This window comes from Streptomyces sp. DSM 106670 (genome assembly GCF_055792845.1).
Genome location: NZ_CM147704.1, coordinates 790015 through 802538, shown reverse-complemented (window position 1 = coordinate 802538; position 12524 = coordinate 790015). Strand labels below are relative to the sequence as shown.

At 72.5% G+C, this 12524-nt stretch carries 11 protein-coding genes; 2 read left to right on the top strand and 9 right to left on the bottom strand.

Annotated features, from left to right (window positions below; genetic code table 11):
* Positions 1-324: 324 nt before the first annotated feature.
* Entirely contained in the window at positions 325-2622 is a 2298-nt protein-coding gene (locus ACSMXR_RS03270; protein WP_473171199.1) for an FAD-dependent oxidoreductase, read from the top strand.
* Between the two features lie 73 nt (positions 2623-2695).
* On the opposite strand, the gene ACSMXR_RS03265 is transcribed toward ACSMXR_RS03270, so the two are convergent.
* From ACSMXR_RS03265 to ACSMXR_RS03230, 8 genes are all read right to left on the bottom strand, one after another.
* Entirely contained in the window at positions 2696-3484 is a 789-nt protein-coding gene (locus tag ACSMXR_RS03265; RefSeq protein WP_137231470.1) for an IclR family transcriptional regulator, read from the bottom strand.
* A 59-nt stretch (positions 3485-3543) separates the two neighbouring features.
* Positions 3544-4578 (bottom strand): acetylxylan esterase, encoded by a 1035-nt coding sequence (locus ACSMXR_RS03260; RefSeq protein ID WP_473171198.1) that lies wholly within the window; start codon positions 4576-4578, stop codon positions 3544-3546.
* A gap of 50 nt (positions 4579-4628) precedes the next feature.
* Positions 4629-5936, bottom strand: coding sequence for a BNR-4 repeat-containing protein (locus tag ACSMXR_RS03255; protein ID WP_473171197.1), 1308 nt, complete (start codon positions 5934-5936; stop codon positions 4629-4631).
* A gap of 210 nt (positions 5937-6146) precedes the next feature.
* A complete protein-coding gene (locus ACSMXR_RS03250; RefSeq protein WP_103511578.1) occupies positions 6147-6635 on the bottom strand; it encodes a glutathione peroxidase in 489 nt (162 codons plus the stop codon).
* Positions 6636-6685: 50 nt separating this feature from the next.
* Entirely contained in the window at positions 6686-7210 is a 525-nt protein-coding gene (locus ACSMXR_RS03245) for a GNAT family N-acetyltransferase (RefSeq protein ID WP_137231472.1), read from the bottom strand.
* A 55-nt stretch (positions 7211-7265) separates the two neighbouring features.
* Entirely contained in the window at positions 7266-8603 is a 1338-nt protein-coding gene (locus ACSMXR_RS03240) for a chloride channel protein (RefSeq protein WP_473171196.1), read from the bottom strand.
* A gap of 127 nt (positions 8604-8730) precedes the next feature.
* Positions 8731-10200 carry a DUF2252 domain-containing protein gene (locus tag ACSMXR_RS03235; protein WP_473171195.1) on the bottom strand — a complete coding sequence of 490 codons (1470 nt, stop codon included), beginning with the start codon at positions 10198-10200 and terminating at the stop codon, positions 8731-8733.
* Positions 10201-10244: 44 nt separating this feature from the next.
* On the bottom strand, positions 10245-11210 hold the full coding sequence (locus ACSMXR_RS03230; protein WP_137231475.1) for a DUF389 domain-containing protein: 966 nt from the start codon (positions 11208-11210) through the stop codon (positions 10245-10247).
* A gap of 176 nt (positions 11211-11386) precedes the next feature.
* On the opposite strand from ACSMXR_RS03230, the gene ACSMXR_RS03225 reads away from it, so the two are divergent.
* A complete protein-coding gene (locus ACSMXR_RS03225; protein ID WP_103511577.1) occupies positions 11387-11635 on the top strand; it encodes a DUF6011 domain-containing protein in 249 nt (82 codons plus the stop codon).
* 12 nt (positions 11636-11647) lie between these two features.
* Here the strand turns inward: ACSMXR_RS03225 and ACSMXR_RS03220 are convergent, their stop codons facing one another.
* Positions 11648-12520: an acyl-CoA thioesterase gene (locus tag ACSMXR_RS03220; protein ID WP_137231476.1), complete on the bottom strand. Its 873-nt coding sequence runs from the start codon at positions 12518-12520 to the stop codon at positions 11648-11650.
* Positions 12521-12524 lie beyond the last annotated feature (4 nt).

Below are 12524 nucleotides of genomic sequence, written 5' to 3'. Positions count from 1 at the left end.
TGGCGGGAGCGCCGGGGCCCTGTGCGTGAACGCCGTCCCAGCTTCACTGAACACAAGTTGCAACATGCGGGATCGTTCTCCATATAGTGCGACGGAGTCAACCCTTTGGGGCGATTGCTCACCGGTTCCGTGCGGCCCCGGTGAGCAGGCCCGATCCGTGGTGAGCGCGCCCTTCGGTGCGCGGCGGCCCGGTCGGCGGCCGCAACCGGAACTTACAGCCAATCCCACTGACTGAACAGTGGTTGCACAATATGGATGTGATGTACGTTCGAGGTCTCCGCCGCGGCGGGGAGTACCCGAGCTTCACACCAAGGAGGCCGCATCGTGCGGGAAGAAGAGGGCCACTACGACATCGCCGTGATCGGCGGTGGACTGGCCGGGACCTGCGCGGCCATCGCCGCGGCCCGGCTCGGCCGGCGCGTCGCCCTGGTCAACAACCGGCCCGTACTCGGCGGCAACGCCAGCAGCGAGATCCGCGTCTGGGTCTGCGGCGCCACCGCACACGGCGTGCACCGCTGGGCCCGCGAGACGGGGATCATGGGCGAGCTGTACACGGAGAACCAGTACCGCAACCCCGAGGGCAACCCGTACTACTGGGACCAGGTCGTCCTCGACGCCGTCCGGGCCGAACCGAACATCGACCTCTTCCTCAACACCGATGTGCGCGAGGTCGAGGCGAGCGGCCCCGACGACCGTCGTGAGGTGCACTCCTGCACCGGCTGGATGATGGGCTCGGAGCGCCGCATCACCTTCCACGCACGCCAGTTCCTCGACTGCACCGGAGACGGTCTGCTCGGCCATCTCGCCGGCGCCCGCTACCGGACGGGCCGTGAGGGGCGGCCGGAGTTCGACGAGCCCTGGGCGCCCCCGGAGGCGGACGACGCGCTCCTCGGCTCGACGATCCTCTTCCACACCAAGGACCTGGGCCGGCCGGTGAAGTTCGTGCCGCCCGCCCACGCCAAGGACCTCTCGGACACGCCCATCCTGCGCAACCGCGTCCTGCGCACCGGGGACAACGGCTGCGACTACTGGTGGATCGAGTGGGGCGGCGAACTCGACACCGTCCACGACAACGAGCGCATCCGCGACGAACTCCAGTCCGTGATCATGGGGATCTGGGACCACATCAAGAACTCCGGCCGGTTCCCGGACGCGGCGAACCTCACCCTGGAGTGGGTCGGCAGCCTCCCCGGCAAGCGGGAGTACCGGCGCTTCCTCGGTGACCACGTCCTCACCCAGCAGGACATCCTCCAGCAGCGCCGGTTCGAGGACCGGGTGGCCTTCGGCGGCTGGTCCGTCGACCTCCACCCCGTCCAGGGCATGTACGCCGACGAGCCCGGCGCACGCCAGCGGTACGCGGACGGCATCTTCCACATCCCGCTGCGCTCCCTGTACTCGGCGAACGTGACGAACCTGCACTTCGCCGGGCGCAACATCTCCGCCACCCACATCGCCTTCGGGGCCACCCGCGTCATGGCCACCTGCGCGACGCTCGGCGAGGCCGCGGGCACCGCCGCGGCCCTGTGCGTCGCCGAGGGCCTCACGCCGAGGCAACTCGCCACCGAACGGCCGGACCTGGTGCACCGCACGCTGCTGCGCCAGGACGCCTCCGTGATCGGCCTCGCCGACGAGGACCCCGACAACCTGGCGCGCGCGGCCCGGGTCAGCGCCTCCTCCAGCCTGACCCGGCTGGCCGCCGAGCCGACGGCGGCCGCGCCCGGAACCCCGTACCCCCTCACCCGTGACCTCGCCCTCCTGCTGCCCGTCGACCCCGCCCTGGACACGGTCGACCTCCTCGTCCACGGCGCCCCGGACGGCGCGTCCCGTGAACTCACCGTGGAGCTGTGGGGAACCGGCCGCGCCGAGAACGCCGTCCCGGCCGACCACCTCCTCACCACCGCGGTCACGGTCCCGCCCGGCGGCCCCCACTGGGTCACGGTCCGCCTCGGCCACCGTCCCGAGACCCCCGGCAACGCGATCCTCCTCGTCCGGGCCCGCGCGGACACAGCCCTGACCCTGCTGCCCGAGCGCACCGACGGAGTCCTCGCACTGCGCCGGAAGGCCGAGGGGGACGCGGCCGTCGATCACGACATACCGGAGGAGGACGGGCAGCCGGTCCTGGAATGGCAGGCCCGTGGCCTGCGCCGGCAGACCTTCGCCTTCCGGGCCGCACCCGACACCGCGGCATTCGGCCCCGCCCGGGCCGTGGGCGGGTACCAACGCCCCTACGGCGGACCGCACATGTGGTCCTCCGGGCCGGCCGGCGAAGCGGAGTGGCTCCGCCTCGACTGGGACGCCGAGCAGGACGTCACCGAGGTCCGCCTGGTGTTCGACGACGACGTGGACGAGTACCTCAACAACCTGCACCGCCACCGCACCCCGTACGAGGTCATGCCGGAGCTGGTACGGGACTACCGCCTTCAGGCGTGCGACGCCGCAGGCGACTGGCACACGCTGCTGACGGTGACGGAGAACCGGCGCCGCCACCGGGTGCACCCGGTGCGGACCGAGGACGGCGGCCCCGTACGCACCGCCGCGCTGCGGCTCGTGGTCGACGCGACGCACGGGGCACGGCACGCGCACGTGGTCGCCTTCAAGGCGTACGGCGACCGGACGGACTGACCGGCACAGTCCGCCGGACGACGAAGGGCCGGTGGGAACCGAGCGGTTCCCACCGGCCCTTCGCCATGGCTGCTCAGAGCGCGCCGAGCGCCTGACTGATGGCGTCGGCGGCCTCGATGACCTCGCGCACGAGGGCGAGGCGCTCCTCCTCGGCGTCGGCGCGCTCGCCGAGCAGCGAGGTCGGACCCCACAGCGAGATGGCCGCGACGATGTCCCCCGAGGCGTCGCGGACGGGTGCGGCCAGCGACGCCCGGCCGAGCGCCCGCTCCTCCGCCTCGACGGCGTAACCGGTGCGCCGCACGGTGTCGAGCTCCTCGTCGAGGAGATCGTGGCTGGTGGTCGTGTACTCGGTGTGCGCCGCGAGAGGGTCCCCCAGCAGCCTGCGGCGCTCCTTGGGGGCGAGAGCGGTGAGCAGACACTTGCCGATGCTCGTGGCGTGCAGCGGGGCGGTGTGTCCGCCCTGGGTGTACGACTTGGGGGCGCGCGCGCCCTCGAAGTTGCACAGGAACATCAGCTCGCCGTCCCGGCGTACGGCCACATTGGCCCCCAGGCCGGTGCGGGTGGCGAGGTCCTGGAGCACCATCCGCGCGGCCCGGTGCACGGGGTGGCGGTTGGTGGCGGTGGCGGCCAGCGGGAGGATGCCGAGGCTGAGCCGGTAGAGGTTGCTGACCGGATCGCGTTCGACCATGTCGAGGCGTTCCAGGGTGGACAGCAGACGTGAGGTGGTCGACGAGCCCAGCCCGGTGAGCTCGGCGACGTCGGAGACGCGTAGCTCGGGCCGGCCGGAGTCGAGTGCGCGCAGTACGGAGACCGCCCGTTCGACGCTCTGGTTCGTTCCGGCGTCAGTAGCCCGGCTAGCCATGGCCCTCCTCTTTCTGCAAATCTATTGCACTATCTGCATCAGCTTAGCGTGTGTGCCGGTCACCCGTCCTCCGAATCAGCCCGGGCGCGGTGCCCGGAGGTCGCTTCCGACAGGAAGCGGCGCTGGGACTCCTCCAGGGCCGCCGTCTCGTCCGGTTCCCCCGGGTGGTCGAAATGGCCCGCCCGGAGCACGAAGAGCTCGCGCGGCCCCGCCAGCGCCCCGTACACGGCGAACTGCCCGGGCGGGGGGACCGACGGGTCGAACAGGGCGGCGCCCACATGCACGGGGATGCGGATGTGCCGTGCCGCCGTCGCCGCGTCGAAGTACGCCAGGACGTCCAGCACCGACGGGTCGTCCGCATGCCGCCCGCGCACCGACTCCCCGCTGCCCGTGCACGGCAGGGTGACACGGAGCGGATGGTTGCCGAAGGTCGGCACGGTGAGGCCGGCGGCCCGGAAGCGGTCGTCCCAGGGAAGCGCCAGCGCCCCGATGCCGCCGCCGAAACTCGTGCCGAGATAGGCCAGCGCCCCGGCGGTCTCCGGCACCAGCCGTCGCAGTGCGGTGGCCGCGCACCAGACGTCGGCCACGCACCCGCCGAGGAGCGAGGAGTCCCGCGACCCGATGCCGTGCAGGACGTGCCCCGCCGCGTCCGACGGAACTCCGGGCAGCAGGCTCCGCGTTCCGAGCCCGCGCAGGCAGGGCCAGATGGTCGCGGTCCCCGGCGGGCACTGCCAGGGGTCCGGGGCCGCCCGGCCCCCGTAACCATGGGCCGCCACACAGCCGCGCGTGACGGGGCCGTCGGCGGGGACGGTCAGCCAGCCACCGATCCGGACCCCGTCGGCGGACGTGTAGGAGACGTCGGCCACCCGCACGTCGGCGAGGGTGGTCCAGGGCCCCTCGATCCGGGGCGCCGGGTCGACGGAGAGCGCCCGGGCGTAGCGGTCCCGCCAGAAGTCGGCGAAGTCCCCGGGCGCCGATGGGGCTCCCACGGAGAGCAGGCGCGGCAGGTCGTAGCCGTGGGTGGGGTCGAAGGGGAAGTCGTGGGGGAGGGGGCCGGCAGTGCTGTGCTGCGGCGCGGGCGGATGGGGGGACACGTTCTCTCCTCGCGGGGTGGTGAGACGGGCGGCCGGCTGCGGTGGTTCCTTCAGCGGCGCGCGTAGTGCAGACGGCGGTTCTTGGTGTCCGGGAGGTAGAGGATGTCGTTCCCGTCGCTGTCGCGGCGTACGGCGAGCCGGTCGGCGCTCACTCCGGGGACGGCGGAGACGGAGGTCCAGGAGCCGTTCTTCTCCGTGGCGGCGAAGACGCGTTCGGTCCCGGAACTCTTCACGTAGTAGACGCGCTTGGCGTCGGTCCCGTCCCAGGTGATGCCGAGCGCCGCGCTGGTCTGCCCCTCCGCGTACACGCTCTGGCGCAGCCAGCCGCCGCCGCTCGGATACGCGTAGAACACCTGGAAGTTCGCCCCGCTCGCGGCGGAGCGGTAGCGGTAGGCCACCTTGGGCGTGGAGCCGTCCAGGGTGAGCTTGGCGCTCTGCACGGCTGCCGCGGTGTATCCGGTGTTGTCCGAACTCCACTCCTCGCCGCTGGTGAAGTCCTGGATGACGTCGGCGGTGTCCGGGGTGGTCGGCACGGTGAGGGAAGCGCCCGAACTGTCCGTGAAACGGCCGGAGTCCGGGTCGAGACGGAGGTAGGAGAGCTTGTGCCGGAAGGCGGACGACGGCGCCTTGGACCACTCGTAGAGAAGGTGGACGTTCCCGGCGGCGTCCACCGCCAGATCGTCCGGGTAGACGGACCGGTACTGCGCCGACGCGAAGGTCGCGACGACGCTCCACTCGGCGGCCGCGTTGTCCCAGCGGTAGAGCTTGCCGGGGCGGCGGTCGCTGCCGTTGCCGATGCGGGCGGCGAGATAGAGGTCGCCGTTGGGCGCGGTGGTCAGGACCGGATAGGTGATGCGCTGGCCCTGGTCGGGCATGTCGGAGGAGTGATCGGTGACGGGGCCGGTCGTCGCGTCGGTACGGAAGTAGCGCCAGGTGTCACCGTGCATCGAGGTGAACACATGCAGCCGTCCGCTGCCGTCCCGGGCGACGGAGGGCTGGTTGTGCCCGTTGTCGTCGGTGAACTCCGCCTGCTGCCCGTCCTTCGTGAGCAGCGGCAGGCGGCTCCATACCCCGTCCGGGTCGCGGCGTGCGATGGCGGGGCGGTGCGTGGCCGCGGTGGAGCCGGGTTCGTTGAACGCGAAGTAGGCGTACTGGCCCCGGCCCTTGTAGGTGGCCGCGGGAGTCCACCACGCCGCCTGGTTGGACTCGTCCATGGCGTAGGGGACCTGCTCGACGGAAGCGGTGGGAGCGGCGGGTGCGGGGGCCGCGCCGGCCGGCGAGGCGGCCGGGAGGAGGGCGAGGACGGCCGTCATGACGGCGGCCGGGGCCAGGAAGGCGCGGGACGGGACGCGGCGCACGGTGACTCCTTGTCGGTTGCGGGCGGATCCAGCAGGGGTGCTGGAGGGGGCGACCGGCGGGAATTTACCGTAGATCCCATCAGGTGAATAGAGATTGCACAGTCTGCATTCGATATGCGCTATCGGCGGGTTGCGCGACCCGGCCCGGCAGAAGAGCCCAAAAAAAGGGGGCGGTCCGGAACGTGTGTTCCGGACCGCCCCCGCGCGCACTCAGCCCGGCAGCTGCGCCTCGATCGCCGCCACGACCTCCGTGGACTCCGGCTCCGAGCGCGGCCGGATCCGGGCCACCGGCTCACCGGCCGGCGAGATCACGAACTTCTCGAAGTTCCACTGGACGTCCCCGGCCTCCCCGTCCGCGTCGGCCAGCTGCGTCAGCTCCGCGTACAGCGGATGCCGGTCCGCACCGTTGACGTCGATCTTCTCCAGCAGCGGGAAGGTGACCCCGTACGTCGTCGAGCAGAAGGTCTGGATCTCCTCCGCACTGCCCGGCTCCTGCCCGGCGAACTGGTTGCACGGAACGCCGAGCACGGTCAGTCCCCGGTCCCCGTAGTTCTGCTGCAGCCGCTCCAGGCCCTCGTACTGCGGGGTGAGCCCGCACTTGGAGGCCACGTTCACCAACAGGACGGTCCGGCCGCTGTACGCGCCCAGCGTGGTCGGCTCGCCCGTGAGGGTGCGCAGCGGAATGTCGTGCAGCGTCATGAAGCTCTCCCTGATCATTGCGTGGTGGTGCACATTGTGCCGCCCGCCGCTCACGGAGCGGCGAGCTCCTTGTAGTAGAAGGTCGTCGGCTTGAGGATGCCCGCCGGATCCGCCGCGTATCCCGGCACGCTCCCGACCTTCGTCCACCCCGCCCGGCAGTAGACCTGCTCGGCCAGGCTGCCGCTCTCGGTGTCCAGGATCAGCAGCGTGATGCCCTCGGTCGCCGCGTACGCCTCGACGGCGGCCAGCAGCGCCCCGCCGAGCCCCTGGCCACGGGCGGAGGGCCGGACCATCAGCTTGGCGACCTCCGCGCGGTGCCGGGCGTTCGGCAGCGGAGCGCGGACCAGGGCGATCGTCCCGGAGACCTTCCCGCCCTCCCGGGCGATCCAGATCCCGATGCTTCCCGCCTCCACCGCGGCCGCCCGCTCCCGCCACCAGACGGCGGCCGCCTCCCGGTCCAGCGGGGCCAGGAAACCCACCGAGGACCCCTCATCGACGGTCTCGGCCAGGAGACCGGCCAGGTCGTCGGCGTACGTGACCAGCTCGGGTGCGGACACATGGACGATCTCGGTCATGGGAGGGTCCTTTCACGAAACAGAAGCAGGGGCCGGGAGGAAACCCACAGGAAGATCACACCGCTTCCGGCCCCGCCCTGTCCACCGGCACGGGCGTCAGCCGGAGCGTGACCACGTACGCCACCACCACCGCGACGATCACCAGCGGCATCACGGTGAGCCCCTCCTTGCCCAGCAGGAGCGTCGCCAGGAGCACCGAGGTCATCGGCAGCCGCAGCATCGCCACACACATGGCCCCGACACCCATGGCGAACCCGGCGGTGAGATCCAGCCCCGGCAGATGGGACAGCGCGATACCGCCGACCGCGCCCACGAACATCGCCGGAAAGACCGGGCCGCCCCGGAAACAGCTCAACGAGGCGCAGTAGGCGAGCGACTTGCAGACGATGAGCAGCACCAGCGCGCCCACCGAGTACGCGGCGCTCCCGGTCAGGAGATGGCCCAGCTCGTGTTCGCCCGAGTACAGCACCTCGGACGCGTCCTTGCCCGAGACCTCGGCGTACACCAGCGCGAGCCCGCCGACGACCAGCCCCATCACCGCCGTGGCCACCACCGTCCGCCGCTCCACGCGTTCCTGCAGCGCCAGCGACAGCCGGCGGATGCCCGCACCGGCGAAGGCCGCCGTCACACCGAGCACCAGCGCCCACCCGAACCCGGCGACGCCCGGGTCCGCCGCCGACGGAACCTCGCCCAAGGTCAGGGAGTAGGTGCCGAGCCCCGTCCAGGAACCCAGCCCCGTGAAGATCAGCGCCCCGATCCCCGCGGAGAGCAGCCCCGGCACCAGGACCACGCCCAGCATCGGCCCGGCCAGCCCCGACACCTCCATCAGCAGGAACGCGCCCAGCAGCGGTGACCCCAGCAGCGCGCTCACCGCGGCGAAACTCCCCGAGGCCCCGACCAGCGCCCGTGCGTCCGGCGCCAGGTCCCGCTTGACGCGGCCCGCCGCCCAGACGGCCAGCCCGCCGCCCAGCGCGATCAGGGGCGCCTCCGGCCCCAGCACGGCGCCCAACCCCAGCGAGAGCAGCGTCGCGAGCGCGATACCGGGCAGATCCACCGCGGCCGGCGCTCCGGTGGACACCAGCCCCTCCGCCGGCCGGTGCCCACCCCCGCCCGGCAGCCGGCGGACGGTGAGCCCGACCAGGAGACCGGCGATCCCGAGCAGTGGTACGGGCCACCACGACGGCGTCGCCGCGAAGCCCAGCGTCCTCGGCAGCTCCGTGTACGTCAGCGACTGGAGCTCCGAGACCAGGGCCAGGAAGCCGAACGCGATCGCCGAGACGGGCACCCCGAGGAGCGCCGCCATCAGCAGCAGCCCCGCGTACCTTCGCGTACGGACCGGTGCGTACGGGTCCTCGGGCGCGGCGACGGGTGGGCCCGGAGGTGTGGCCGGCATGATCTCGACTCCTCGGCGTGACGACCCCCGGGAAGGGGACGCGTCCCCACGGGTTCACGTCGGGATACCACGCACCGGCGGGCCGGGCGCCGCCCCGCCACCGGGACACGCCCGCCGGTGCGGAAGGTCAGCCGCCCGGCCCCGGAAGACCGTTCGCGCCGTCGCCAGCGCGCCCCGCCGAGCCGTCCGCCGGCAGCCGCCCGGAGGCCACCGCGTCCACCAGCGCCCGGTGATCGAGCTCGTTGCGGTCCGCGTACGCCTCCGCGAACGTGGCGAGCGCCCGGTCGAAGACGTCCCCGCTCCCCAGATAGGCCGCGATGGCGATCCGGTCACCCGACCTGGCATGGGCGCGGGCCAGCGTGGCGCCGCACACCTCGCCGAACGCCCGCATCCCCTTCGGCACCATCGACTCCGGCTCCGCGATGCCCTTCCAGTCGCGCAGCTGACGCACATAGAAGTCCCGGCTCTCGCCGTCGATGCCATCGGCCCGCTCCCAGCCGAGGAAGATGTCGCTGGAGGCCTGCATCAGCCGCTGGCCCGCGACGACCCGCTCGCCCTGGTTCGCGTACCGGCTCGCCCCGGTGTGCTCGGCCAGCACCGACGGGCCGGCCTCCTTGGCCTGGAGGAACAGCGGATCCCCGCCGTCCCTGCCGAGCAGCAGGATGATCCAGCACCGGGTGCCGACACTGCCCACACCGACGACCTTCCGGGCCACGTCCACCAGCGTGAAATCCTCCAGCAGACTGCGCCGGTCGGACACCAGACTCCTGGCGTAGCCCGCCACCAGACCGGCGAACCGCCGGTGGATCTCCGCGCGCCCCACCCCGGGCATCAGATCGGTGAGGGGCACGACCATCGGCGGGTCCGGGGCGATCCGGAGCCGCCCGTCGACCACCTCGGCGAGCTTGCCGAAGGCCTGCCGGCTGTCCTTGGTACGGGCCTTGCCCAGCGCCCGGTCGACATTCCTGCGCCCCCGGCCGCCCAGCTGCTCCGCGGCCACCGAACGCAGCCGCTCGGCATCCGTCCGCGCGTACCACACATCCAGATTGCGCATCCCGGCGAACGCCGCCATCGACTCCCGGTACGAGCCGACCGCCGCCCGGACGATCCCGGCCCGCTCCCGGTCCGTGAAGCCGTTCGCCCGCCCCGCGATGACGAGGCTGGCCGCCAGCCGTTTGACGTCCCATTCCCAGGGACCCGGCAGCGTCTCGTCGAAGTCGTTGATGTCGAAGAGCAGATTCCGCTCGGGCGAGGCCAGCAGCCGGAAGTTCAGCAGATGGGCGTCGCCGCACAGCTGCGCCCGGATCCCCGAGTCGGGGCTGCCCGCCAGGTCGGCGGCCATCAGGGCGGCCGCGCCCCGGTAGAAGCGGAACGGGGACTCGGTCATCCGGGCGTAGCGGATCGGGACCAGCTCGGGAACCCGGTCCGCGGACTGCGCTTCGAGGACGGTCAGCGGGTCGGGGCGGTGCGGCGACGGCGTGAACTCCGCATGGCCCGACCGCGGTGCGGTCCGGCGCGCGGCCTTGCCCAGCGCCGCCCGTTCGGCCGGTGTCGCGTGCGGTGCGGCGCGCAGCGGCGCGGCGGCTTCCCGGTCCATGAGGTGCTCCTTCCGGAGTGCGTCGGGCGTCTTCGGGTAGTGCGTCAGGCCTCTTCGGCGAGCCGCCGCGCACGGTCGCGCCGCAGTCCGACCCGCCGCCAGATCGCCCGCTGGGCCTTGAGCGTGGCGGTGCCCACCACGATCAGCACCAGGATGTTCACCACGAGCTGGACGGCCGAGCCCCGTACGTCGGACCAGCTGGTGAACGCGGTGGAGACGGCGATGTCCGCGGCGGCCGGGATCGTCGTCACGGAGATGAACACCCCGAGCAGGGCGCTCGTCCTGGCCTCGGTGAGCGACACGATCCCGACGATCCCGGCCAGGGTGGCGACGGCCACCGAGAAGAAGTTCGGTGTGTTGATGAGATTGGAGACGGGCCGCAGCCCCCGCTCGAAGGCCTCCGACTCCAGCCCGAAACCGCGGATGAGGAGGGCGAAGAGGAAGGTGACCACGATGGTGAGGAGAAAACCGGCGCCCAGGGCGGCCAGCCCGCTGCGCACCATGGCCCGGCGGCCCCGGTCGATCCCCAGCGCCACGCTGACGATGGCGCCGTACTCCGGCCCGACGACCATCGCCCCCACGATCAGGATCTGCGAGTTGGTGACGATGCCGACCGAACCGATCAGACCGGCGATGACCAGATAGAGATAGAAGCTCGGCGGATACCGCCCGCCGGACCGGATGCGTGCCTCGACCTGCTCCCAGACCGGCGCCCGGCTCAGCGGCCCCAGCTCGCGCTGCCCGCCTTCGGTGGCCGCGCCGGAGAACGCCATGTCGACCGGTTCGATGACGAGGGAGCCCCGCTGGTCGAGGTGGACGGCGCGCAGCCGGTGCAGCACGTCGTTGGCCGCCCCCGTCAGCACGTCGCAGGCGATGGAGTCGCCGTCGGGATGGCGGGCGGCGTCGCGCTGGACGATGAGATTGAGGACGCAGGGGTCGCCCGAGAGCCGGCCGACGACCTCGTCGGTCAGGTCCGGCGGGCTCACCGCGCGGATGTGGATCATGTCCATCCCGGCACCTCCGCGGCTCCCGGCCCCGTCGCACGGAGCTGTGCCCGGCCGGTGGCCCGGGGCTCACTCCAGTAACGCGGCCCCGGCCCCGTTCGGCAAACCGGACGCCCGGCACACCCAACCCGGCGGAACGGACACATGCCGCCGCCACGCAGCCGTACTGGGAGGATCAAGGGGTGGACACTCCCGAAACCTTCCCCGAACCGCTGCCCGGGGCCGACGGAACCGTCGCCCGGGACACGGCGGACGAGCAGCCCCGGCGTCGCCGCCTCGTCCGCTGCCGGCTCTGCGGCCGCCCCCTCACCGGGACCGACTCGCGCCGGGCCGGCCTCGGACCGTCCTGCGACGCCAAGCTGCACCCCGCGCCGCCGGACATCCGCACCCGCCGCCACGAGGTCGACCAGGACCCGCTGCCCGGCACCTGAGCCGGAACGCCGCTACGGCTGCAGCCGCCGGAACAGCCCCTCCTGCACCACCGACACCAGCAGCTGCCCCGAACGGTCGTAGATCCGCCCCCGCGCCAGCCCCCGGCCGCCCGTCGCGATCGGCGACTCCTGGTCGTACAGGAACCACTCGTCCGCCCGGAACGGCCGGTGGAACCACATGGCGTGATCCAGGGACGCCATGTCGAAGCCGCGCGGCCCCCACAGCGGCTCCACCGGGATACGGACCGCGTCCAGCAGCGTCATGTCGCTCGCGTACGTCAGCGCGCAGGTGTGCACCAGCGGGTCGTCGCCCAGCGGGCCCACCGCCCGCATCCACACCGCGCTCCGCGGATCGGCGTCCTCGACCTCGTCCTTCGTCCAGCGCAGCCGGTCCACGTAACGGATGTCGAAGGGCTGCCGCCGGGCCATCCGCTCCAGCGCCTCCGGCAGCGCGCCCAGGTGCTCGCGCACCTCCTCGGCGACCGTCGGCAGCTCCTCCGGGTCCGGGACGATCCGGGCCGGCGGCAGCTGGTGCTCGAAGCCCGCCTCCTCGGGGCGGTGGAAGGACGCCGTCAGGTTGAAGATCGTCCGGCCCTCCTGCACGGCCGTCACCCGCCGGGTGGTGAAGGACCGCCCGTCCCGCACCCGCTCCACCTGATAGACGATCGGCACCCCGGGCCTCCCCGGCCGCAGGAAATAGGCGTGCAGCGAGTGCACCGGCCGCTCCCCGTCGGTCGTCCGGCCCGCCGCCACCAGCGCCTGGCCCGCTACCTGCCCGCCGAAGACCCGCTGCAGGGACTCCTCCGGGCTGCGGCCGCGGAAGATGTTGACCTCGATCCGCTCCAGGTCGAGCAGATCGACCAGACGCTCGGCCGGATTCGTCATGCCG